The 22,844-nt window shown below is 71.8% G+C and carries 19 protein-coding genes; 15 read left to right on the top strand and 4 right to left on the bottom strand.

Annotated features, from left to right (window positions below; genetic code table 11):
• Positions 1 to 422 precede the first annotated feature (422 nt).
• The 8 genes from ssd to CLV40_RS21540 all read left to right on the top strand — a co-directional run bounded on the left by ssd (position 423) and on the right by CLV40_RS21540 (position 6,145).
• Complete coding sequence (gene ssd, locus CLV40_RS21575) at positions 423 to 1,523, top strand: septum site-determining protein Ssd (protein ID WP_104480780.1); 1,101 nt, start codon at positions 423 to 425, stop codon at positions 1,521 to 1,523.
• Complete coding sequence (locus CLV40_RS21570) at positions 1,513 to 2,670, top strand: TadA family conjugal transfer-associated ATPase (protein WP_104480779.1); 1,158 nt, start codon at positions 1,513 to 1,515, stop codon at positions 2,668 to 2,670. Before ssd ends, CLV40_RS21570 begins: the two co-directional genes overlap by 11 nt.
• Before the next feature lie 213 nt (positions 2,671 to 2,883).
• On the top strand, positions 2,884 to 3,522 hold the full coding sequence (locus CLV40_RS21565) for a type II secretion system F family protein (RefSeq protein WP_181043644.1): 639 nt from the start codon (positions 2,884 to 2,886) through the stop codon (positions 3,520 to 3,522).
• Positions 3,519 to 4,205, top strand: coding sequence for a type II secretion system F family protein (locus CLV40_RS21560; protein ID WP_245931451.1), 687 nt, complete (start codon positions 3,519 to 3,521; stop codon positions 4,203 to 4,205). Before CLV40_RS21565 ends, CLV40_RS21560 begins: the two co-directional genes overlap by 4 nt.
• 33 nt (positions 4,206 to 4,238) lie before the next feature.
• Positions 4,239 to 4,403: a DUF4244 domain-containing protein gene (locus CLV40_RS21555; RefSeq protein WP_104480777.1), complete on the top strand. Its 165-nt coding sequence runs from the start codon at positions 4,239 to 4,241 to the stop codon at positions 4,401 to 4,403.
• A complete protein-coding gene (locus CLV40_RS21550; protein ID WP_104480776.1) occupies positions 4,400 to 4,741 on the top strand; it encodes a TadE family type IV pilus minor pilin in 342 nt (113 codons plus the stop codon). Before CLV40_RS21555 ends, CLV40_RS21550 begins: the two co-directional genes overlap by 4 nt.
• Positions 4,738 to 5,199, top strand: coding sequence for an Rv3654c family TadE-like protein (locus CLV40_RS21545; protein ID WP_245931449.1), 462 nt, complete (start codon positions 4,738 to 4,740; stop codon positions 5,197 to 5,199). The genes CLV40_RS21550 and CLV40_RS21545 overlap by 4 nt, the downstream gene beginning before the upstream one ends.
• A gap of 322 nt (positions 5,200 to 5,521) precedes the next feature.
• On the top strand, positions 5,522 to 6,145 hold the full coding sequence (locus CLV40_RS21540) for a bifunctional DNA primase/polymerase (protein ID WP_104480775.1): 624 nt from the start codon (positions 5,522 to 5,524) through the stop codon (positions 6,143 to 6,145).
• Between the two features lie 488 nt (positions 6,146 to 6,633).
• Here the strand turns inward: CLV40_RS21540 and CLV40_RS40845 are convergent, their stop codons facing one another.
• The 3 genes from CLV40_RS40845 to CLV40_RS21530 all read right to left on the bottom strand — a co-directional run bounded on the left by CLV40_RS40845 (position 6,634) and on the right by CLV40_RS21530 (position 10,011).
• A complete protein-coding gene (locus CLV40_RS40845) occupies positions 6,634 to 7,365 on the bottom strand; it encodes a transposase (protein WP_425428241.1) in 732 nt (243 codons plus the stop codon).
• Positions 7,301 to 7,567 carry a transposase family protein gene (locus CLV40_RS39740; RefSeq protein ID WP_245931448.1) on the bottom strand — a complete coding sequence of 89 codons (267 nt, stop codon included), beginning with the start codon at positions 7,565 to 7,567 and terminating at the stop codon, positions 7,301 to 7,303. Before CLV40_RS39740 ends, CLV40_RS40845 begins: the two co-directional genes overlap by 65 nt.
• A gap of 119 nt (positions 7,568 to 7,686) precedes the next feature.
• Positions 7,687 to 10,011, bottom strand: a complete 2,325-nt coding sequence (locus CLV40_RS21530; RefSeq protein ID WP_245931447.1) for a DEAD/DEAH box helicase — start codon at positions 10,009 to 10,011, stop codon at positions 7,687 to 7,689.
• Between the two features lie 254 nt (positions 10,012 to 10,265).
• On the opposite strand from CLV40_RS21530, the gene CLV40_RS21525 reads away from it, so the two are divergent.
• The 7 genes from CLV40_RS21525 to CLV40_RS21495 all read left to right on the top strand — a co-directional run bounded on the left by CLV40_RS21525 (position 10,266) and on the right by CLV40_RS21495 (position 21,157).
• The gene (locus tag CLV40_RS21525) at positions 10,266 to 12,572 is read left to right on the top strand and encodes a sodium-translocating pyrophosphatase (RefSeq protein WP_104480773.1); all 2,307 of its coding nucleotides are present in this window, start codon (positions 10,266 to 10,268) and stop codon (positions 12,570 to 12,572) included.
• A 186-nt stretch (positions 12,573 to 12,758) separates the two neighbouring features.
• Positions 12,759 to 13,445, top strand: a complete 687-nt coding sequence (locus tag CLV40_RS21520; RefSeq protein WP_104480772.1) for a hypothetical protein — start codon at positions 12,759 to 12,761, stop codon at positions 13,443 to 13,445.
• Positions 13,446 to 13,478: 33 nt separating this feature from the next.
• Positions 13,479 to 13,985, top strand: a complete 507-nt coding sequence (locus CLV40_RS21515; RefSeq protein WP_104480771.1) for a hypothetical protein — start codon at positions 13,479 to 13,481, stop codon at positions 13,983 to 13,985.
• Between the two features lie 51 nt (positions 13,986 to 14,036).
• A complete protein-coding gene (locus CLV40_RS21510) occupies positions 14,037 to 14,642 on the top strand; it encodes a hypothetical protein (RefSeq protein WP_245931445.1) in 606 nt (201 codons plus the stop codon).
• A 143-nt stretch (positions 14,643 to 14,785) separates the two neighbouring features.
• Complete coding sequence (topA, locus tag CLV40_RS21505; RefSeq protein WP_104480770.1) at positions 14,786 to 17,671, top strand: type I DNA topoisomerase; 2,886 nt, start codon at positions 14,786 to 14,788, stop codon at positions 17,669 to 17,671.
• A gap of 298 nt (positions 17,672 to 17,969) precedes the next feature.
• Positions 17,970 to 19,973: a bifunctional MFS transporter/dTMP kinase gene (locus CLV40_RS21500; RefSeq protein WP_104480936.1), complete on the top strand. Its 2,004-nt coding sequence runs from the start codon at positions 17,970 to 17,972 to the stop codon at positions 19,971 to 19,973.
• Entirely contained in the window at positions 19,970 to 21,157 is a 1,188-nt protein-coding gene (locus CLV40_RS21495) for a DNA polymerase III subunit delta' (RefSeq protein ID WP_104480769.1), read from the top strand. The genes CLV40_RS21500 and CLV40_RS21495 overlap by 4 nt, the downstream gene beginning before the upstream one ends.
• Here the strand turns inward: CLV40_RS21495 and CLV40_RS21490 are convergent.
• On the bottom strand, positions 21,135 to 22,745 hold the full coding sequence (locus CLV40_RS21490) for a hypothetical protein (RefSeq protein WP_104480768.1): 1,611 nt from the start codon (positions 22,743 to 22,745) through the stop codon (positions 21,135 to 21,137). The two genes, CLV40_RS21495 and CLV40_RS21490, sit on opposite strands and share 23 nt — an antisense overlap.
• Positions 22,746 to 22,844 lie beyond the last annotated feature (99 nt).

Below are 22,844 nucleotides of genomic sequence, written 5' to 3'. Positions count from 1 at the left end.
GGTGGACGAACGGCCCTGCCAGCGGCGCCGAAGCCGGATTTCCCACCCGCGCGGCGCCCGGGTGCGGGGAGAACTCGGGCGGGTGTCTTCTCCCGTATGTAGCCAAGGGACCCCCGCGAGGGGATACAGTATGCCTACCTGGCCTCGAGCCAGGCCGGTTCAGTCCGACCCCCCGGGGCTGAACCCTTCGACGACCCCCGCCCCTCCCCCCTGGCGGGGGTCGTCCCATGTCCGGACAGGGCACCCCCCCTCCAGCCTGCCGCATGGCACCGACAGTTCGCGGTCGGCACCACCAAAGAACCCTCTGAGTTATCCACATGCGGCTCAGCCATCCACAGGTTGACCAGCGCTCTTTCACCGCTCCGGGTTTTCCCCAGATTCTGGTCACAACTTCCGGGAACAACCCACCAGGAGCGATCGAGATGCCCGAAACCACCCCGCCGCGGCGACCCGCCGTGTGCGTGCACGACGAAACCCTGCTCGACGAGGTGCTGCGGTTGGCCGCCGCCGCGGGCGCCGAACCCACCCGCGCGGCCGACCCGGTCGACCTCCGCGCCCGCTGGCGCGAGGCACCGCTGGTCGTGCTCGACGAACCCGCGGCTGCGGCGTGCGTGGCCGCCGCGTTGCCGCGCCGGGCCGAGGTGGTGGTCGTGGCCAGCGGTTCCCCGCCGCCGGAACTGTCCGCGGCCGCGGCGCTGTTGGGCGCGGAACGGCTGTTCTCCCTTCCGGCGGACGAGAACGCGCTCATCAGCGCGCTCGCCGACGCGGCCGAGGCACCGGCGAGCGCGGTGGGGCGAGTGCTGGCCGTCATAGGAGGTCGGGGCGGTGCGGGCGCGTCGGTGTTCGCGGCCGCGGTGGCACTGGCGGCCGTCGACGCCGGGGACAACGCCATGCTCGTCGACTGCGACCCGATGGCGGGCGGCATCGATCTGGTGCTGGGCGCGGAGGAGCAGCCGGGACTGCGGTGGCCCGATCTCCGCCTGAAAGCGGGGCGGGTACCGGTGTCCAGCCTGCACAGTTCCCTGCCCGGGCGAACCAAGGGCGGAGCCCGGCTGACCCTGCTTTCCGGTGCCAGGGAAGGCGACGGGCCCGCCCCGGACGCGGTGGCGGCCATCGTCGAGGCGGGCCGCCGCGCAGGCGAAACCGTCATCTGCGACGTGCCGAGAACCCCGGGCCCGTCGGCCCGCGCCGCCCTGGACCGCGCGGACCTGACGGTGGTGATCACCCCGGCCGAGGTCCGCGCCACCGCCGCCGCCAAGCGCGTCGCGGCTTACCTGGCAGCACAGGGAGTTCCGGCGGCTTTGGTGGTGCGCAACCCAACCCCGACCCGACTGTCACCAACGGACATCGCCGCCGTAGTGGGCCTACCGCTGCTGACCACATACCGCCATGACCCATCACTGCCGAACACGCTGGACCAAGGCACCCTCCGCCTCCGCCCACGAACCTCCCTGGCCCGAGCCGCCACAACGGTCCTGCACGCCCTGACCGCACCGTCCACAAGGACCGGTCATGCCTGTTGACCTGGTCGACCGAGTCCGCCGCCGACTCGCCTCGGCGGGCGGGCCCACGGACGTCAGCGCCTCGGTCGTCGCGGGTGCCGTGCGTGATGAGGCCGGTGGCGTAGTGGGGCACGCGGACGTTCTGACCGCCCTGACCCTGCTACGCCAGGAATTCGTCGGCGCAGGCCCGCTCGACCCCCTGCTCCGCGACCCGACGACAACCGACATCCTCGTAACCGCCCCCGACCAGGTCTGGGTCGACAACACCGCAGGACTGCGCCGCACCACCATCCGCTTCGCCGATGAGGACACCGTCCGGCGCCTTGCCCAACGACTGGCGATGTCCGCGGGCCGCAGGCTCGACGACGCGCTGCCCTATGTGGACGGATGGCTCCCGGCCGCATCCGGTGGCCACGTCCGCCTGCACGCCGTCCTTCCCCCGATCAGCGACCACACCTGCTTGTCCCTGCGGGTCCTCCGCCCGGCCTCCCACGGCCTCGCGGACCTCCACGCCCTGGGCACCTTCCCCGAGGAGATCCACCACCTGCTGACCGCCATCGTCCACGCCCGCCTCGCCTTCCTCGTCACCGGCGGCACGGGCTCGGGCAAGACCACCCTGCTCTCCGCCCTGCTCGGCGAAGTCCCCCACCACGAACGCGTGATCGGCGTCGAGGACGTAGCCGAACTCCAACCCGCCCACCCCCAGTACATCCGCCTCACCACGCGCTCCCCGAACATCGAGGGCGCAGGCGAGGTGTCCCCGGAGACCCTCGTCCGCCAGGCCCTCCGCATGCGCCCCGACCGCATCGTCGTGGGCGAACTCCGGGGTGCCGAGGTAGCTCCCCTGCTCACCGCGCTGAACACCGGCCACGACGGCGGCGCGGGAACCGTCCACGCCAATTCCCCCACCGAACTACCCGCCCGCCTGGAAGCCCTGGGCGCGCTGGCTCAGCTGACTCCCGGCGCCCTGCACAGCCAACTCGCCGCCGCCATCCACCTCGTCCTCCACCTGCACCGCACCCCGACCCGAACCCTCACCCACATCGGTCTCCTATCCCGCACTCCCACCGGCGTTTCGGTCGTTCCCCTGTGGGCCAACGGAACCTGGACCAGTCACCGCCCCGCCTTGACCGCCCTCCTGCGCGCTCGAGGAGTAGCTCACCCGTAGCCCGCCCTCTTTCCTTTTCGCCACAACGTAAAGCCCCAATCAGCGCATCAGAACAACCGTCTATGGCAGACAACCGAAGGGAGCGTCATGGTCCCCCTGTTTTTCCTCACCCTCGCCACCCTCGCCTGGCAACCCCGCGCCGCCCGGCCCCAACAGCGACTCCGCAACCTCGCCCACCGGAAACGCCCGCCCTTCCGCCTCCCCCGCCCCACCATGCCCACCAGCACAGCCCTGGCCGCCGCCACCGGCTGGTTCCTCCTGGGCCCTGCCGGAGCCATCTCCGCTGCCCTGCTCGCTGCCATCACCTGGCACCGCCACCGAGCCAAAAACGAAATCCGGACCCGTCTGCACAACCTCGACAGCACAAGCGAAGCCATCAAAGGTTTCGTAGCCGAACTCACTGCGGGAGCCCACCCCGCCCACGCCGCCGAGCGCGCCGCCGAAGACGCGACCCACCCCGGCGCCCAAGTCCTGCAAACCCTCGCCACCTCACTACGCCTGGGCGCGCCCGCCACGGAAATCCCGAACGCCGGCCTGGCCCACGCTTGGCAACTGGCAAACCGCCACGGCCTGCCGCTGGCGGACGTGCTAGGACCACTGGCCGACGACCTCCAGCGCAGAGCCCGCTTCGGTCGTCAGGTCCTGGCGAAGATGGCGGGCGCACGTACCAGCGCGTCGATCCTCGCCTGCCTGCCACTGCTGGGCTTCGTCGCGGGCGAATCCGTCGGCGCCCACCCCTACGAAACCCTCGCGCATACCGCCACCGGCCAAATCCTGCTGGCCACCGGCGCCATCCTCGCCTGCGCCGGAATCCTCTGGACGAACCGGTTGACCGAGGCCGCGATCACATGAGCCTCGCCTTGACCCTTATCGCCCTGGCCATCCTGATCGCCTTCCCGCATGCCCCCGTCAGGAAACGGCTCGCGAGCATCTACGGACGTACACCTAAACGCCCGCTACGCAAATTAATCCCGCTGGTATTCGGCCTAGCACTGGGCGCACTGGTGGCGGTCGTGGCCGCGCCCCTTGCCGGAGCCCTCGTCGCGCCCCTCGCGATGTGGACTGCGGTCCGACTCCTGAAGCCAAGGCCAACACCTGTCGACCCATTCGACCTGGCCGCCACCTGGGACCTGTTAGCCGCGTGCCTGCGGTCGGGCATGCCCGTGCCGGACGCCATCCGTGCGGTGCTCGACGGGTTGCCGGACCACCCTCGTGCGGCGCTGCGGGAGGTCGCCGAGTCGCTGGCGCTCGGTGCCGACCCGGTGCGTGCCTGGAGTGCGGCACTGGACTGCCCCGACACCGCCGCCCTCGCCCGCGGCGCACGGCGGAGCGCGCGCTCGGGCGCGGCGCTGGCCGGTGTCGCCCGCACGCTGGCCACCGGCGTGCGCGACCGTGCCGACGAACTGGCCGAGGCGCGCGCCCAGCGCGTCACGGTCCTGGTCACGGCGCCGCTGGGGCTGTGCTTCCTGCCCGCCTTTCTCTGCGCGGGCGTCGCGCCCGTGCTGATCGGCCTGGTCGGCCGAACCCTGAACTGACCATCCACACCAGACACATGCATGGAGGTACATATGTTTTCCCGTGTCCGCTTCGGTGCCGACGACGGCGCCGCGACCGTCGAGCACGTCCTCTGCATCGTCGCCTTCGCGGCGCTGGCCAGCGTGCTGGTCGCCTTGTTCACCGGCCCGGTGATGGAGGGCGCCGTCCTCGACCTGATCATGAAGGCGTTGCGGTGACGGCCACCCGACCGGACCGCGGTTCGGTCACGGTCGAGGCGGCGATCGCCATCGGCGGCCTGCTCGCCGTCGTCGCGCTGTGCCTGGCCGGGTTCGGCGCGGTGGTTGATCAAATCCGTTGTGTGGACGCCGCTCGGGAGGCGGCGCGGTTGGTCGCGCGCGGTGAGGGGGAGCGCGCGCTCGGCGCGGCCGCCGACATCGCTCCTGAAGGGGCGGTCGTCACCGTGCGCACCGAAGGCGACACGGTGTCCGTATCCGTGCGGGTTGGCGCCGGGCTTTTACCCGTGCATCTGCACGGTGACGCCTATGCCGTTGTGGAACCCGGCGGTCCACCGTGACGCGTGATCGCGGGTCCGCCACGGCCTTGTTGGCCGTGGTGACGATCGGGATGGTCTCGCTCGCGGCGGTCGTGTTGGCGCTCGGTTCCGCCGTGGTCGCACGTCACCGGGCGGAAAGCGCGGCCGACCTCGGTGCGCTGGCCGCCGCGGCGCACGCCGCGGCCGGGCCGGAAGTGGCCTGCGGCCGGGCGGAACGGGTCGCGCGGCGGATGGGCGCGCGGCTGGTCGCGTGCGGGCTGGACGGTTGGGTCGCCACGGTCGAGGTCGCCGTGGATGTTGTCGTGGTGGACGGCGCCGCGTCGGGTGTGACGGGGGCCAGGGGTGTTGAGAGCACTGTGGAGGCCGCCGTTCGTCCCGCGGCGACGGTGCCGGTCATCGGCCCGGCGTTCGCCCGCGCCCGCGCCGGACCGGTCGGCGACGCGCTCGCCGACGGATCAGCGGTCGGCCCCATACGGTGAACGGCATCACAGCACCAGCGAACGGGTGACCCGGCGGAATTCCGACCACGGCGCCGCCGCTCGGCATCTGTGCAGCTAGAAGCCGCATTGGGCGGGGTGCCGCGGCGGTTTTGCCCGCTCAGCGGGCCGCTCTGGTGGGTGAGCGGTCGGGCGACGGCGACCGGTAAGCGCAGTTTGGTCGCTCAGGTCGGGCAACCGGTCGTTTACCTCGCCAGACCGACCAGTTGCCGACGCCGAGTTTCGGACGGGCCCGTTCGTGCCGTTGAGTGTTGTGTAGGGCGCCGAACCCGGTGCTCGCAGCCGCGAGGAGGCTCTGCCCGAGATGTTGGGAAGCGACAGGTCGGACAACTGGCGGAGAGCGTTCCGCGTCGAACTCCGGGCCGAGGCCATCGGCTTGGCGTTCCGCGGTTGGCCGGTGCTGCCAGGCACCTACCCGGTGGGTGGCCACTGGGCGGGCCGTGACGGTGTCGAGGACACCGGACCGGTCCCGGTGCACGCCGACTGGCGCGACCGCGTCGGCACTCGGGCGGAGCAGGTGGCGACCTGGTGGACCGGTCACCCCTACACCCTCCTGCTGGCGACCGGCGCGGGCTACGACGCGATCGAGGTCGGCGACGACCTGGGTCGCGGTGCCGCGCGTGTGCTGCGGTCGGTCGGGCTGCCCGTGCCGATCATCGCCACGCCGGAGCACCGGTGGTTCTTCCTCACCCGCTCCGGTGACGAGCTCGTCGCCGACTTGGCCGCCAACGCCGACGTGGTCCACCACGGCGAGGGTGGCTGGATTTCCCTGCCGCCCAGCCCGTTCCAGCACGGAGTGGTGCACTGGCGCGTCAAGCCCGAGGTGTGCGGCTGGCAGATCCCGTCCTCGCGGGTCGTCCAGGACGCTCTCCTCGACGCCATCCAGGAGTCGGCGGGTGCGCGCACCCGGCAGCTCGTGGCCGGCTGAGCGAGCAAGACCGAACTGACCCGACTACCGACCACAGTGGTTGTCCGCGTCACCTCCGCCCGGTGCGCGGTCAACCGCAACAGCCTGTTCAGCGGCGCCGACACGACCTCCCGCCCGTGTTCGTGTCGCCCGTCGGACAGGCGCCTGCCGAGTAACCCGCTGGAGATTCCGCTTCTCCCGCCAGATCACGGAAAGGGACCACGGCGGCCTCGCCGCCAGTCGACGTAACCCCGCCCCGGGATGACCGCCCTGCCCGGCACCTACCGCCTCCAGGTGCCACCGCACACGCAGGGTCGAGGTATTCCCCGTCGACAGTCCCACGCACACACCCGTGATCGGCGGTTGCAGAGTCGGAACCGCGAAACTCGGCGGCATGCAGCGCGCCGGGATGCGCGACCGGTCCTCGACCGGTTGCCCCCGGCGCGCTGCTGCGTTCCCAGGTTCGTTCGCCCACTCGGCGAGTTCGACTCTGGTGCCGAGTGCCCTGTTCAGTCCCGCTCCGCTGCGGCGACCTTGCCGCCATCTTCCGGAGCGGAACTCGCACTCGGTCGCCCCTTGACGTCATGTGATTGCTGATGTCGCATGATCGTTGGAGAGCCGTGCCCGTGGCGGAATCCAGCCTGATCCCTGCCGCGTTCGATCGATTGGCCCCGTGTGTCGGGTCGGGCGCGGAGTCTGTGCTCATGCCCGATCGGGTGGCCGATCTGCGGGAATATCTCGGGCGGGTGCCGGATCCGCGGGCTCGGCGGGGTGCGCGGCATCCGGTCGGGTCGTTGTTTGGCGGTGTTGTTCCATCCGTGTCGGCGTAGGGCGCTGATGGCGAGGTTGCACGGGCTGGCCATGACGCGGGGTGCGTTGCCGGTGCGGACCCGGGAGTGGTCTTCGTGGAACGTGACGTCGCGGACCCAGTGCAGGCGGTTCTCGATGTGCCAGTGGTTGCGGACGTGGGTGGCGATCCGGGCGGGGTGTGCGAGTTCGGTGGGGAGGTTGGTGAGGCCGAGGGCGGCGTGGGCGCGGTGTGTACCGGTGGTGTGGGTGATCCCGGCCAGCAGATGGACCCCGGCTCCGCCGGTGCGGGCGAACGTGCCGCGCAGCGACTTGCCGTCCACCGCGATCGCGCTCGGTGGCGGGGTGTCGACCTGCCCGGTGTCCCGGTCACCGGCTCGGTCGGGGGGTGTGCGCTGCGAGCCAGGCGCCGATCGCGGCGTGGAGCAGGTCACCGTCCACCTGCCGGGCCAGTCGCCGCACGGTGGACTCGTCCGGGACGAGATAGTGACGACGACGGTCGAATCGCGCACCCAGCGCCGCCAGTACCCACTGCGGGACATCGGCGATCCATTCCCCGATCGCGGCGAACGACCGCGCACCCGCCAACACCGCCGCCGCGGCCAACGCCAGGACTACGCCACACCGCCCGACCACTCACCCTGCTCGGAATCCCCACCTACCACCAGAAATGACTTTGCCGACCCCTGCCGGAGGAGGGCGGGGCTGGGTGCGAGGGGTTGGGGCGGTTGTTGATCAACGAGTGTTGATCAATCTCAGGTGAGGGCGGACAGCACCGTGGTCAGGACCGTGATCGCGCCTGCTTTGTCCAGGGGTTCGTTGCCGTTGCCGCACTTCGGGGACTGGACGCAGGACGGGCAGCCGTTGGGGCATTCGCAGGATTGGATGGCTCTGCGGGTGGCGGTGAGCCAGGGGATGAGGGCCGCGTGGGCTCGGTCGGCGAAGCCCGCGCCGCCGGGGTGGGCGTCGTGGACGAAGACCGTGGGGTGTCCCGTGTCGGGGTGGTTGGCCGTTGAGACGCCGCCGAGGTCCCAGCGGTCGCAGGTGGCGAAGAGGGGGAGCAGGCCGATCGCCGCGTGTTCGGCGGCGTGGAGGGCGCCGGGGAAGGTTTGTGGGGTCAGGCCCGTGGGGAGCAAGGCCTTGGTGCTGGCGGTGTACCAGACGGCGCGGGTGGTGAGGGTGTGTTCGGGGAGGTCGAGGGGGATCTGGTCCAGGACCTCGCCGGTGGGGAGGCGGCGGAGGTAGGCGACTACCTGTGACGTGACGGCTACCTCGCCCAGGCAGACCGTCACTTCACCGCCGCCGGGGACGGGGTGCACCGATTGCTCGGCGGTCGAGAGGATCGAGATGTCGACGACCTCGCGCGGGGTCGTGGTCCAGTCCGGGCTTTCCGCGTGCACCAGGGCCAGGCACGACTCCAGGTCCAGCTCGTCCACCACGTACGACTTCCCCTGGTGCAGGTACAGCGCCCCCGGGTGCACCGTCGAGCACGCCCGGCCCTGGTCGACCGTGCCCAGCATCCGACCCGAGTCGGCCTCCACCACCGCGATCTGCTCGCCGCCCGACCCCCGGATGTCGACCGACGCGTGCGGGCGGTCGCGGGACGTCCAGTACCAGCCCGTCGGGCGCTTGCGGAGCACCCCGTCGGCGACCAGGTCGTCGAGCACCGCGCGGGCGCCGTCGCCGAAGGTCGGCAGGCAGTCGGGGGTCAGCGGCAGCTCCGCCGCCGCGCACGCCAGCTGCGGGGCCAGCACGTACGGGTTCGCCGGGTCGGTCACCGTGGCCTCGACCGGCTTCTCCAGCACCGCCGCCGGGTGGTGCACCAGGTAGGTGTCCAGCGGGTCGTCCCGGGCCACGAACACCACCAGCGACCCGTCGCCCGCCCGGCCCGCGCGCCCGGCCTGCTGCCAGAACGACGCCAGGGTGCCCGGGTAGCCCGCGATCACCACCGCGTCCAAGCCGACGATGTCCACGCCCAGTTCCAGCGCGCTCGTGCTGGCCACACCGAGCAGCTCGCCCGAGCCGAGGTCCCGTTCGAGGGCCCGCCGCTCCTCCGGCAGGAAGCCCGAGCGGTAGGCCGCGACCCGGTGGGACAGGGCCGGGTCGACCTCGTCGAGGATGCGCCGGGCGCCCAGGGCGGTCAGCTCGGCGCCGAGCCGGGAGCGGACGAACGCCAGTGACCGCGCGCCCTCCAGGACCAGGTCGGCCAGGATGCGGGCGGTCTCCGCGCCCGCCGACCGGCGCACCGGGGCGCCGTTCTCCCCGGACAACTCGGTCAGCGGCGGCTCCCACAGCGCCACCGTGCGGGCACCGCGCGGCGACCCGTCGTCGACGACCGCCGCGCAGTCCACTCCGGACAGTCGGCTGGCGGACGCGGCCGGGTCGGCGACGGTGGCCGACGCCAGCACGAACACCGGGTCCGCGCCGTAGCGCCGGGCCACCCGGCGCAGTCGCCGCAGCAGCAGGGCCACGTGCGAGCCGAAGACGCCCCGGTAGGAGTGGCACTCGTCGACGACGACGTAGCGCAGGCGGCGGAAGAACGTGGTCCAGCGGCCGTGCGCGGGCAGGATTCCACGGTGGAGCATGTCCGGGTTGGTGAAAACCCACCGGCTGTGCGCGCGGACCCAGTCGCGTTCGGCCGTCGGCGTGTCGCCGTCGTAGCTCGCGGCGCGGAGGTCGGGCAGGTCGAGTTCGCGCACCGACCGCAACTGGTCCGCGCCGAGTGCTTTGGTGGGCGAGAGATAGAGCGCGGTGGCCCGCTGGTCCTCGGTGAGCGCGGTCGCCACGGGCAGCTGGTACGCCAGGGACTTGCCCGACGCCGTCCCGGTCGCCACCACCACGCTGCGCCCGGCCGCCGCGTGCTCGGCCGCCTCGACCTGGTGCGCCCACGGCAGTTCGACGCCGCAGCGCGTGAAGGCCGCGCGGACGCCGTCCGGCACCCAGTCGGGCCACGGCACGGGCCGCGCGGCGCGCTCGGGCAGTTCGGCGACGTGCGTCACCGGGTTCTCGCCACTGGCCACACCGGCCAGGACCCGGCCGAGCAGCACGGTGCCACGCTCGGTCGCCGCGTCGACACTCACCCGACGAGCTTCGCACACCGCGACGGCGATCCCGGCATCCCGAAAAATGATCATGAGAGCTTGATCACACTCCGCCCGCGTAACGTCACCCAACGTGCACGGTATGGGACAGCTCGCGTAGGTGTTCCGCTTTACCAATAGACTCCGCCGGCATCCCACCGATTGTGGTGGCGCACACGCGAAAACGGGGCCGTCGGAAGCCGTGTGGTAATGGCGGATGTCGGCGCTGTACAGGCAGATCATCAGGAGGACGGATGTCCGGGCAGTTCCTCGCGGAGAGCTTGACGCTCACCGGCGGGGACCGCGGTGTAGTCGCCGTGGTCGCCGTGATCGCCCTCGCCGCTCTTGCCGTCGGTTATGTGCTGCTGAAGGAGGTCCTGGCCGCGGGTCAGGGCACCGTGAAGATGCAGGACATCGCGAAGGCGGTCCAAGAGGGCGCTGCGGCCTATCTCAAACGGCAGCGAAACACACTTCTCATCTTCGGCACAGTCGTGTTCCTGCTGCTGTTCCTGCTCCCGGCCGACAGTACGGGCGAACGGATCGGCCGTTCCCTGTTCTTCCTGGTGGGTGCGGTCTTCTCGTTCACCATCGGCTACCTGGGCATGTGGCTGTCCACCCAGGCCAACCTGCGGGTCGCGGCGGCGTCGGTCGAGGACGGTGGCCGGGAGAAGGCCACCCGCATCGCCTTCCGCACCGGCGGCGTGGTCGGCATGGCCACCGTCGGGCTGGGACTGTTCGGCGCCGCCATCGTCGTGCTGGTCTACACCGGCACCGCGCCCAAGGTGCTGGAGGGCTTCGGCTTCGGCGCCGCGCTCATCGCGATGTTCATGCGCGTCGGCGGCGGCATCTTCACCAAGGCCGCGGACGTCGGCGCCGACCTGGTCGGCAAGGTCGAGCAGAACATCCCCGAGGACGACCCGCGCAACGCGGCGACCATCGCCGACAACGTCGGCGACAACGTGGGCGACTGCGCGGGCATGGCCGCGGACCTGTTCGAGTCCTACGCGGTGACCCTGGTCGCCGCGCTGATCCTGGGCAGCACCGCGTTCGGCTCGCTGGGCCTGCTGTTCCCGCTGGTCGTCCCCGCGCTCGGCGTGATCACCGCGATCCTCGGCGTCTACATCACCCGGGTCCGCCCGGGGGAGAACGGCCTGACCGCGATCAACCGCTCGTTCTACATCTCTGCGCTGATCTCGGCAGTGCTGTGCACCGCAGCGTCGTTCATCTTCCTGCCCGGCTCGTTCTCCGAGCTCGCCGGACTGGAAGACGTGGCGCAGAAGAGCGTCGCGGGCAGCCCTGCGGTCATCGCGGCCGTCGCCGTGATCATCGGCATCGTGCTCGCGGGCGTGATCCTCTGGCTCACCGGCTACTACACCGGCACCGAGCACAAGCCGGTCCAGGAGGTCGGCAAGACCTCGCTGACCGGTGCTGCGACGGTGATCCTCTCGGGTATCTCGGTGGGTTTCGAGTCCGCCGTCTACACCGCGATCGTCATCGGTGCCGCCGTCTACGGCGCGTTCCTGCTGTCCGGTTCGGTCATCGTGGCGCTGTTCGCCATCGCGCTCGCGGGCTGCGGTCTGCTCACCACCGTCGGCGTGATCGTGGCCATGGACACCTTCGGCCCGGTCTCCGACAACGCGCAGGGCATCGCCGAGATGTCCGGTGACGTGCACGGCGAGGGCGCGCAGATCCTCACCGAGCTCGACGCGGTCGGCAACACCACCAAGGCCATCACCAAGGGCATCGCCATCGCTACTGCGGTGCTGGCGGCTACCGCGTTGTTCGGCTCGTACTCGAGCGCCATCATCGAGGCGCTCAGGGACGTCGGGGTCAAGCTGGAGGACGCGGGTTCGGCGTTCACCTACATCGTGTACAGCCCGAACGTGCTCGTCGGCATCGCGCTCGGCGCGGCGGTCGTGTTCATGTTCTCCGGTCTCGCGGTCAATGCGGTGACCCGGGCCGCGGGCGCGATCGTGTTCGAGGTGCGCCGCCAGTTCCGCGAGATCCCCGGGATCATGGAGGGCACCGGCAAGCCCGAGTACGGCCGCGTGGTCGACATCTGCACCCGCGACTCGCTGCGCGAGCTGGCCACCCCCGGTCTGCTCGCGGTGCTCGCCCCGATCGCGGTCGGCTTCGGCCTCGGCGTCGGCCCGCTCGCGGGTTACCTCGGCGGCGCCATCGCCACCGGCACGCTGATGGCGGTGTTCCTGGCCAACTCCGGTGGTGCCTGGGACAACGCGAAGAAGCTGGTCGAGGACGGCAACCACGGCGGCAAGGGCTCCGACGCGCACGCCGCGACGGTCATCGGCGACACCGTCGGCGACCCGTTCAAGGACACCGCCGGTCCGGCCATCAACCCGCTGATCAAGGTGATGAACCTGGTCTCGCTGCTGATCGCGCCCGCGATCGTCACGTTGTCCGTTGGCGTGGACGCCTCCACCGGCACCCGCGTCGCGATTGCGCTGGTGGCGGTCGTGCTGATCGTGGCGGCTGTCGTGGTGTCCAAGCGCCGCGGCACCGCCATCGCGGACACGCCCGCAGAGGCCCCGGCCAACGCGTGAAAATTCCCGGTCACCACGACACCGTGGTGACCGGGACACCAGTTGAGCGAAGATGAGGCCGGTTTCCGCCGTGGGCGGGACCGGCCTCATCCGTGCTGTGTGGTGTCGGTTCCGCGTGCGAGCATCTACCCCCGTGTCGAGCCCCGGTCTCGGCGCGTATCGGTTTGTCGATCAAGGAGAGTGCACATGGCCCGCCGACTCGTCGCGGTTTCCGTGACGGCCGTCGCCCTGACCGCCGCCCTCGCGGGCTGCGGCGGTACCAACGACGCGGGCGGCGGCACCCCCACTTCCGCGCCGGGCACCACCACCTCGCAGGCGGGGTCGGCCTCGGCGTCGGCAGGCGAGGTGCCCTCGACGACCGCCGCGGGGACCGCGCCCGCCGGGGACAAGGTCGTGGCGTGGGCGGAGAAGGTCTGCGGCACGCTGACGCCCGAGATCGCCACGCTCAACAGCGAGCCCAGCATCGACCCGGCGGGTGACTCGGCCAAGGCCCGTGACGGCCTGGTCAAGTTCCTCGGCGTGCTCGTCGGCGCGCTGGACCGCTCGGCGCAGGGCGTCCAGGCCGCGGGCGCGCCGCCGGTCGCCGACGGCGAGAAGCTGCTGGCCGCCCAGGTCACCGCGCTCAGCACCGCCAAGACAGCCACCGAGAAGGCCCAGACGATGATGCGCAACGTCTCGGCGACCAACCCGGCCGAGTTCCAGGCCGGGTTCGTCCAGGTCGCCGAGGAGCTGCAGAAGCTCGACGAGCTCGCCGACCCGATCAAGGCGCTGCGCGCGAACCCGGAGCTGGCGTCCGCCTTCAAGCAGGGGCCGAACTGCAAGAAGTTCGAGCAGACGTTCACCGGCAGCGCCGGCAGCACGCCGACCTCCTAGGGCACGGCGCTGGCCAGGGGGTGGACCGCGGCCGTGGCGGGCGTGCTGCTCGCCACGGCCTGCTCCGCCGCGCCCGAACCGGACCCGGCGGCCAATTCCGCGTGGGCCGACCGGCTGTGCGCGATCGTCGCGGACGTGGACGTCGTGCTGGTCCAGGCGCCGCCGTCGATCGACCCCGGTGACCCGGCCGTCGTGCAGACCGAGTTCCGCGCCTACCTCGACCGGGTGGTCGCTGCGCTGGGCAGCGCGGCGACGGCGATCGGGGCGATGGGGCCCGCGCCGTTCCCCGACGGCGACCGGGTCGCGCACGCCGCCGTCGACGCGCTGCGACTGCTGCGCGCCCCGCTCGCCGAGGCCGGGACCGCGATGGCCGAGTGGCCCGACGCCCCCGACCGGGTGGCGGCGGCGTTGGGCGAGGTGGCCCCCAAGGTCGCCGCGCTCGACCTCGCCGAACCGCTCGCGGGCGCGGTCGGCACCGATTTCACCCGATGGGCCGAACGGGCACCGCAGTGCGCCCGGATCCCCGCGCTGCGTCGCTGAACCGATCCAGTCACTTCCCGGGGATCGAACTGCTGTTCTACCCTGGCCGTCGTGGCGCAGCAGATGTCGTTCTTCTCCGCCGAGGCCTGCCGACCCCGCGTCGCCGACCTCGCGGGTCTGCTGTGCGGCCCCGGTCGGACGGTCGTCTTCGCGGGCACCACGGCCCGGCTGCTGCTCCCCGTCGGCGCCCACTGGCGGGCGAACGCGCTGGTCAGAGCCTGTGCCGAGCGTGGTGTCACAGCCGAGGTGACCGCCTGCGACCAGACCGGCGCGCCGACCATGCGCACCGCTTTCCGGGCCGACCTGGCCCCGCTCGCCGGTGCCTGGGGCACCGACTTGGCGAAGTCCGTGCCCGTCGGCTTCGCCCCGGACGGCGCGGTGCTGCGGATGTGGGTCCTGGCCGTCGGGCGCTGGCAGGACGGCACCTACCTGCTGCCCCTCGACGGGGCCGCGCCCGGCACCCACGAACCCCTCCGCGCGGCGCTGGCCCGTGCCGGTTTACCTGCGGCGATGTACACGACCGGGGACGGCGACCCGGCCCTGCGGCTGGTCGGCAGGCGCAGGCTGGCCCGGCTGCGCGAGCTGGTCGGGCCACCCGCCGGACCGGGCTGCGCCGACCAGTGGCCGGACGTTTCCCGGATGCGTGTCGTGTCCTGACCGTGCTACTGGTTGAAAAAGGGCCATACTTCGTCGGCTGATCCACTTGGCTGGGGTGACCTGGGATAGGGCATTCCCGCCTCGGCGTGCACACTGACAGGCTGACGCGGGATGGACACGGGTTAGAAGAGAGCGGGACACGCGTGGCAGGCTCGACTGGGACGAAGAGGAACGGCAACGGCACCGGCGGTGCCGAGCCACGTCGACTCGTGATCGTCGAGTCGCCAACGAAGGCGCGCAAGATCGCGTCCTACCTCGGCCGCAACTTCGTCGTCGAGTCCTCCCGGGGTCACATCCGCGACCTGCCGCGCAAGGCGGCCGAGGTGCCGGAGCGGTTCAAGGGCGAGGCGTGGTCCAACCTCGGGGTGAACGTGGACAACGGCTTCGAGCCGATCTACATCGTCACCCCGGACAAGAAGTCCACGGTCACCGAGCTCAAGGGCCTGCTCAAGGACGTCGACGAGCTCTACCTCGCGACGGACGGCGACCGCGAGGGCGAGGCCATCGCCTGGCACCTGCTGGAGGCGCTCAAGCCCAAGGTGCCGGTGCGCCGGATGGTCTTCCACGAGATCACCGAGCCCGCCATCCGGGCCGCCGCGGCCAACACCCGCGACCTCGACCGCGACCTGGTCGACGCCCAGGAGACCCGGCGCATCCTCGACCGGCTCTACGGCTACGAGGTCAGCCCCGTGCTGTGGAAGAAGGTCATGCCGCGGCTGTCGGCCGGCCGCGTGCAGTCGGTGGCCACCCGGATCGTGGTGCAGCGCGAGCGCGAGCGGATGGCCTTCGTGGCCGCCGACTACTGGGACATCTCCGCGACCATGGACGCGGGCGCCGCCGCCGAGCCGCCCACCTTCGGCTCCCGGCTGCTCTCCGTCGACGGCGTCCGGCTGGCCGCCGGTCGCGACTTCGGCCAGGACGGCCGCCTCAAGGCGGGCACCGAGGTGCTGCGGCTGGAGGAGACCGAGGCCCGTCGGCTCACCGAGGCGCTGCGCGGTGCCGCGCTGACGGTCTCCAGCGTCGAGGAGAAGCCGTACACGCGGAAGCCGTACGCGCCGTTCATGACCTCCACGCTGCAGCAGGAGGCGGGCCGCAAGCTGCGCTTCGGCTCGGACCGCACGATGCGCACAGCCCAGCGGCTCTACGAGAACGGCTACATCACGTACATGCGAACCGACAGCACCACGCTGTCGGACACCGCCATCGAGGCCGCCCGCAGCCAGGCGTCCGACCTGTACGGCCCGCAGTTCGTGCACCCGACGCCGCGCCAGTACACCCGCAAGGTCAAGAACGCCCAGGAGGCGCACGAGGCCATCCGCCCCGCTGGCGAGGTGTTCCGCACCCCCGGCCAGGTGGCGGGTGAGCTGGAGGCCGACGAGTTCCGCCTCTACGAGCTGATCTGGCAGCGCACGATCGCCTCGCAGATGGCCGACGTGCGCGGCACCACGATGACCGTGCGGATCACCGGCAACGCGGCCAGCGGCGAGGAGTGCGTGTTCTCCGCCTCCGGCCGCACCATCACCTTCCCCGGCTTCCTGCGCGCCTACGTCGAGGCCGTGGACTCCGAGGCCGGAGGCGAGGCCGACGACGCCGAGCGCCGCCTGCCGATCCTGACCAAGGGCCAGTCGGTCACCGCGACCGACCTGTCCGCCGACGGCCACACCACCAGCCCGCCGCCGCGCTACACCGAGCCGAGCCTGGTCAAGGCGCTGGAGGAGCTGGGCATCGGTCGCCCGTCCACCTACGCCTCGATCATCAACACCATCCAGGACCGCGGCTACGTGTGGAAGAAGGGCTCGGCCCTGGTCCCGTCGTGGATCGCGTTCTCCGTGGTCGGGCTGCTGGAGCAGCACTTCGAGCGGCTGGTCGACTACGACTTCACCGCCGCCATGGAGGAGGAGCTCGACGGCATCGCCGCGGGCACCCAGCAGCGGACCAACTGGCTGTCCGGGTTCTACTTCGGCGGCCCGGTCGGCCCCGAGGGCTCGGTGGGCCGCTCCGGCGGGCTCAAGAAGCTGGTCGGCTCCGGTGTGGACAACATCGACGCCAAGGTCGTGAACTCGATCGAGGTGTTCAAGGACGCCGAGGAGCGCCCGATCGTGGTCCGGGTCGGCCGCTACGGGCCGTACCTGGAGCGCGAGGTGGACGGCGCGGCGCAGCGCGCGAACCTGCCCGAGGACCTGGCGCCGGACGAGCTGACCGTCGACATCGCCGAGAAGCTGTTCTCCACCCCGATGGAGGGCCGCTCGCTGGGCACCGACCCGGTCACGGGGCACGAGATCGTGGCCAAGGAGGGCCGTTTCGGGCCGTACGTGACCGAGGTGCTGCCCGAGGTCGAGGAGCCGCCGCCGCCCGCCGAGGGCGCGAAGAAGACCCGCGCCAAGGCCCCGGCCAAGCCGAAGCCGCGCACCGGGTCGCTGTTCAAGTCGATGACGCTGGACACGGTCACCATCGACGACGCGCTCAAGCTGCTGTCGCTGCCGCGCGTGGTCGGGGTCGACCCGGCCAGCAACGAGGAGATCACCGCGCAGAACGGCCGCTACGGCCCGTACCTCAAGCGCGGGACCGACTCGCGGTCGCTGGCCGGTGAGGACCAGATCTTCACCGTCACGCTGGACGAGGCGCTCAAGATCTACGCCGAGCCGAAGAAGCGCGGCAGGCAGGCCGCCGCGGCCCAGCCGCCGCTGCGCGAGATGGGCAACGACCCGGTGTCCGGCAAGCCGATGGTGATCAAGGACGGCCGGTTCGGGCCGTACGTCACCGACGGCGAGTTCAACGCCTCGCTGCGCAAGTCCGACAGCGTCGAGTCCATCACCGACGAGCGGTGCGCCGAACTGCTCGCGGAGAAGCGCGCCAAGGGCCCGGCGCCCAAGAAGACGACCACGCGGGCCAAGGCGACCACGGCCAAGGCGACCACCGCCAAGACCACCGCGGCCAAGAAGACGACCACGACCGCCGCCAAGAAGACGACGACCGCGAAGAAGACCACGACGGCCAAGAGCGCGACGGCGACCAAGACCCAGTCGTAGCCGGACCGCGATGCCAGGTGTGGCGACCTCGGCCGAAGTCACCCGGTCGGGTGGAAAACCTGGCTAGCCTGGTGACTGGCGGTCGGGGGATCACCTGTACGGCGCAACCACGCGGGGTCGTCCCGGGGTAACCCGTCGCCAAGTGTGACCGTGCGCCCGCGTGCCGTGCGCCACCCGGATGACCTGCCCGCACAGGTTCCACGGTTACGCTGGGCAGCGGCGACGACCGCGTGGAAGGTGGGTGGGCGCCCTGAACGGCGACAGCAGTGCGGAGGCACCGTCAGGCTCCGAGGGGTCGATGACCCACCGGGCACGCAGCGTGCTGTCCATCCGGCCCTTCCGGCGGCTCTGGGGGGTGACCTACCTCTGCAGCATGGCGGACTGGTTGTCGCTGATGGCGTTGACCGGTCTGGTCACCCAGGCCACGAACGACTACAAGGCGCAGAGCTTCGCCTTCACGGGGGTCGTGCTCACGCAGCTGTTGCCCGGGCTGCTGTTCGCGCCGCTCGGCGGTCTCTTCGCCGACCGGTTCGACCGGCGCAAGGTCATGGTGTGCGCCGACATCGGCCGGTTCGGGCTGCTGCTGTCCATCGCCGTCGTCGGTTCGCCGATCTGGCTGTTCATCGGCAACTTCCTGGTCGGCTGCTGCTCGCTGCTGTGGATCCCGTCCAAGGACGCCGCGGTGCCGAACCTGCTGCGCAGGCCGGACCAGGTGGAGACCGCCAACCAGCTCGGCATGGTGATGACCTACGGCATCGCGGTCATCAGCGCGGGTGGCGTCTACGCGGCCATCACGGGGATAAGCACCAACTTCAGCTTCCAGTCGGCGGCCACCTCGCAGACCGGCACCACCAAGCTCGTCCTGGTGATCATCTCGGTGCTGTACCTGAGCAGCGCGGTCCTGGTCGCCACCCGCGTCCCGGAGCTGTCGCGCCGGGTCTCGTCGGCGCCGGTCGAGGCGGCCGAGTCGGACGAGCCCGCGCACAGCGGGTTCGCCGCCATGGTGCGCGACGCCGCCCAGTTCGTGCGCACGTCGCCGCTGGTCCGGGGGCTGCTCATCGGCATGATCGGCGCGTTCGTCGCGGCGGGCGCGCTGGTCGGCTCCTCGCAGGTCTACGCGACCAGCGTGCTCGGCGGGCAGGCGAGCTTCGGGCTGTTCTTCGTCGCGCTGTTCATCGGCCTGGCCACCGGCATGGGCGGGGCGCCGAAGCTGGCCCGGCGGCTGCCGCGCAACCGGCTGTTCGGCATCGCCATCGTCACCGCGGGCACCGACCTGGTGCTGGTGGCGCTGTCCCCGCACCTGGCGGTCTCGCTGATCACCGTGGCGCTGCTGGGCGCGTGCGCGGGCGCCGCGTTCCTGACCGGCGTGACGATGATCGGCATCGAGGTCGAAGACGCCATCCGGGGCCGGATCAACGCCATCTACCAGTCCCTGATGAAGATCATCTTCGCGGGCGGGATGGCGCTGACCCCGGTGCTGGTCGGCCTGGTCCGCCCGCACAGCGTCACGGTGTTCGGCCGCGAGATGGCCATCGACGGCACCCGGCCGGTGCTGCTCGGCGCGGGCCTGTTCGCCGCGGTCATGGGCGTGATCGCCTACCGGCAGATGGACGACCGGCGGCCCGAGACGATCATGTCCGACCTGCGCGCCGCGCTCGGCCGCAAGGCCCGGCGCAGCGCGGGCCTGCTGGTCGCGGTCGAGGGCAACACCCACATCGACACCTCCACCCAGGCCGGTCTGCTCGCCGCGTGGCTGCGCGCGGTCTCGGGCAAGGAGGTCCTGCTCGCCGTGGACCCGGCGCTCGACGACGTGCGGCTGCGGTCGGTGCTGACCGGGGCGGGGCTGAGCACGATCCGGGCGCACGCGCTGGTCGCCGCCGCCGTGCGGGCCGACCTGGTGGAGCGGGAGATCCAACCCGCGCTGGACCGCGGCGCGCTGGTCGTGATGGAGCGCTTCGCCGACAGCCCGGTCGCGCACCTGTCGGTGGCGGCAGGACTGGACCCGTCCGAGCTGGAGGGCCTGTCCGCGTGGGCCATGGAGAGCCTGCGCCCGGACATCACCGTGCTGCTCGACCGCGACCCGAGCACCCTGCCGCCGCGCGCGGGCAACGCGGAGCATCATTGGCACGTGCAGACCGTGCTGACCGACATGGCCGCCGCCGACCCGGACCGCTACGTCGTGGTCGACGGCGACGGCTCGGCGGAGGACGTGCACGACCGGGTCCGGCTCGCCGTGCGGACCACGCTGGCGGGCCGCAGGCTGGCCCAGTTCGACGAGGCCTTCGCCGAGGCCACCCGATGACGGTCTGGTCCCAGGTCGTCGGCCAGCCGGACGCGGCCGAGGTGCTGGGGACCGCCGCCCGCGCGGCGGCGCGGCTGGTCGCCGGGACCGGCGACGCGACGGGGATGACCCACGCCTGGCTGTTCACCGGTCCGCCGGGGTCGGGGCGCTCGGTGGCGGCGCGCGCGTTCGCGGCGTCGTTGCAGTGCACGTCGGCCGAGCCGGGCTGCGGCGAGTGCCAGGGCTGCCACACCAGCATGTCCGGCACCCACGCCGACGTGCGGATGGTCGTGCCGGAGGGGCTGTCGATCTCGGTCGCGGAGATGCGCGCCCTGGTCCAGACCTCGGCCAGGCGGCCGACGGGCGGGCGCTGGCAGGTCGTGGTGATCACCGACGCGGACCGGCTGACCGAGGGCGCGGCGAACGCGCTGCTCAAGGCCGTGGAGGAGCCGCCGGAGCGGACGGTGTTCCTGCTGTGCGCGCCGTCGGACCACCCGGACGACGTGTCGGTGACGATCCGCTCGCGGTGCCGCGTGATCGCGCTGCGCACCCCGGCGCCCGCGGCCATCGCGGAGGTCTTGCAGCTGCGCGACCGCATCGACGCCGAGACCGCGAACTGGGCCGCGTCGGTGTGCGGCGGTCACGTCGGCCGCGCGCGGCGGTTGGCCACCGACCCGGCGGCCCGCGAGCGCCGGGACAAGGTGCTGCGCATCCCGATCACCCTGCGCGGCCTGACCGACGTGTTCACCGCGGCCGACGACCTGGTCAAGACGGCCGAGACGGACGCGACCGAGGTCAGCGGCAACCGCGACGAGGCGGAGAAGGAAGCCCTGAAGACGGCCATGGGCGCGGGCGGCACCGGCAAGGGCACCGCGTCGGCCACCAGGGGCAGCGCGGGGGCGATCAAGGAGCTGGAGCGCAGGCAGAAGTCCCGCGCGACCCGGACCCAGCGCGACGCGCTGGACCTGGCGCTGGTCGACCTGGCGGGCTTCTACCGGGACGTGCTGGTGACGGCGTCGGGCTCGCCGGTCACCCTGAACCACCCCGACCACGAGCGCGGCTCCGGCCAGGCCGCCGCGAAGTGGACCCAGGAGTCCACCCTGCGGCGGCTGGAGGCCGTGCTGTCCTGCCGCGAGGCCATCGAGCAGAACGTGAAGCCCCGGATCGCGATCGAGGCGATGCTCACCCGGCTCTACGTGGGCTGACGGTGCGCGGGCGGCGCGGCAGCGCGGCCACGATCACCACGCCGAGCAGGAGCATCGCGGTGCCCGCCCAGAAGATCGGCACGGACTGGTAGGCGGCGTTCGTGTAGGCCAGCGCGGGACCGCGGTTCTGCGGCGTCGCCGCGGGCGGCGCGGCGGGCGCGGCCGTACCGGTCCCGCAGACCACACCACCGGCGGGGGCGAAGGCGCGGGCGACCTGTTCGCCCAGCGAGACCTGCGCCAGCGCGGATGGCAGGTTGGGCAGGCCCAGGGCGTCGGTCGGCAGGACCTGGAGGTCCAGCAGCCGCGCGGTGGCGCCGAGCTGGTAGCCCTTGAACGGCTGGGTCGACTCCTCGGTCTTCTGGTTCAGTCCGGCGACGGAGAGCCGCAGCACGCCCAGGTCCAGCTTCTTCAGACCGTTGCCGAGCGCGTCCTGGACGCCTTGGCCGTTCGCCAGCAGGTTGCCGATCACGGGCAGCTTCTCGAGCCCGGGCAGGGCCGCGCCGGTCGGCAGTGGAACCCCGATGGGGATGTCCAGCCTGGGGTTCGCGGCGTCGAGGCGCCCGAGGCTCTTGCCGCCCTGGACCACGTCGACCACCGGGGCCGTGTACTGGACGGTCGACGTGGCCTTGTCCCCGGTCGAGGTGACCACCAGCGTCGGCTGACTCACCACGTTGACCGAGATCTCGAACGGTGTGCCCCCGAGCAGCTTGACCGAGGAGACCTGGAGCGTCGAGGTGGACTGCACGGCTTTGTTCTTCGAGCCCGGGATGTCGACCAGCTTGACCACCGAGCGGGCGGCCATGGTGTTGGGGAGGCTGAGCAGGGAACCGGTGTTGCTGCCCGCGCCGCCCAGCACCCCGCCCAGGGTGTTGAGGCCGCCGGTGAGGGACTTGAGCCCGTCGATGATCGACTGGTCGGCGGCCGGGTCGAGGTTGGGGGCGTCGAAGACCCCGGTGAGGTCGCGGGTGCTGGGCAGGGTGGGGATCGCGTTGAGCGCGGAGAGGCTCGCCAGTTCGGTGGACGAGTCGGCGATCGTGTCGACGCACGGCCCGAGCGTGTCGCTCCACTGGGCCTGCACCCGCCCGTTCAACGCCCCCACCTTGACCAACGTGTTCAACGGCGTTGACGGCGGATTCACCCCACCACTACGCGGCTGCGCGTTGTTCGGCGGCGCCGTCTGGGCGAGGGCTCCCGGGGTCTGCGGACTCGCCCCCTGGAGCGCGATCCCACCCGGCGAGGACTGGGCGATGGACCGCTCGAAGGCCAGGTAGGCCTCGGAGTTCGCCTGGGCGCTGGCCAACCCGAACCCGACCTCCACGGCCGACTGCCTGGGCAGCTTGTCCGCAGCCCCCGGAATGATCGACTTCGTCGGCGCCGAGTTGGGTAAGAGCCGCACCACGGCCAACCCGGTCCCCGCGTCCCCGATCGCCCGCCCCAGCGGCTGGACCTGCGCAGGCGCCGAAGCGGGTGGCGCCCCGGGGTTCCTCGGCGGCGGCACCGGCGTCGTGGGGACCTGGGCCGCGGCGGGCCCGGCCACCAGCACCCCCACCACCACGGTCACGGGCAAGGCCACCAGACGTCGTCGCATCGCCAGGGTCCTCCTCGACACCTCGGCTGCACAGCTACTCCCCAGTAAACGACGTAACCCCCTGCGAGTCACGCCCCCGGACCCGCTATAGTTGGCCAC

It is taken from the genome of Actinokineospora auranticolor, assembly GCF_002934265.1.
In the GTDB taxonomy this organism is placed as follows: Bacteria; Actinomycetota; Actinomycetes; order Mycobacteriales; family Pseudonocardiaceae; genus Actinokineospora; species Actinokineospora auranticolor.
Note: the sequence above shows the minus strand (reverse complement) of the source record. Positions and strands in the feature narration are given on the sequence as shown.

What these genes read in the sequence shown, in the direction of transcription:
- ssd (WP_104480780.1), top strand. Translation starts at nt 423, where the DNA reads ATGCCCGAAACCACCCCGCCGCGGCGACCCGCCGTGTGCGTGCACGAC.
- CLV40_RS21570 (WP_104480779.1), top strand. Translation starts at nt 1,513, where the DNA reads ATGCCTGTTGACCTGGTCGACCGAGTCCGCCGCCGACTCGCCTCGGCG.
- CLV40_RS21565 (WP_181043644.1), top strand. Translation starts at nt 2,884, where the DNA reads ATGCCCACCAGCACAGCCCTGGCCGCCGCCACCGGCTGGTTCCTCCTG.
- CLV40_RS21560 (WP_245931451.1), top strand. Translation starts at nt 3,519, where the DNA reads ATGAGCCTCGCCTTGACCCTTATCGCCCTGGCCATCCTGATCGCCTTC.
- CLV40_RS21555 (WP_104480777.1), top strand. Translation starts at nt 4,239, where the DNA reads ATGTTTTCCCGTGTCCGCTTCGGTGCCGACGACGGCGCCGCGACCGTC.
- CLV40_RS21540 (WP_104480775.1), top strand. Translation starts at nt 5,522, where the DNA reads ATGTTGGGAAGCGACAGGTCGGACAACTGGCGGAGAGCGTTCCGCGTC.
- CLV40_RS21525 (WP_104480773.1), top strand. Translation starts at nt 10,266, where the DNA reads ATGTCCGGGCAGTTCCTCGCGGAGAGCTTGACGCTCACCGGCGGGGAC.
- CLV40_RS21520 (WP_104480772.1), top strand. Translation starts at nt 12,759, where the DNA reads ATGGCCCGCCGACTCGTCGCGGTTTCCGTGACGGCCGTCGCCCTGACC.
- CLV40_RS21500 (WP_104480936.1), top strand. Translation starts at nt 17,970, where the DNA reads ATGACCCACCGGGCACGCAGCGTGCTGTCCATCCGGCCCTTCCGGCGG.
- CLV40_RS21495 (WP_104480769.1), top strand. Translation starts at nt 19,970, where the DNA reads ATGACGGTCTGGTCCCAGGTCGTCGGCCAGCCGGACGCGGCCGAGGTG.
- CLV40_RS21490 (WP_104480768.1), bottom strand. Translation starts at nt 22,745, where the DNA reads ATGCGACGACGTCTGGTGGCCTTGCCCGTGACCGTGGTGGTGGGGGTG.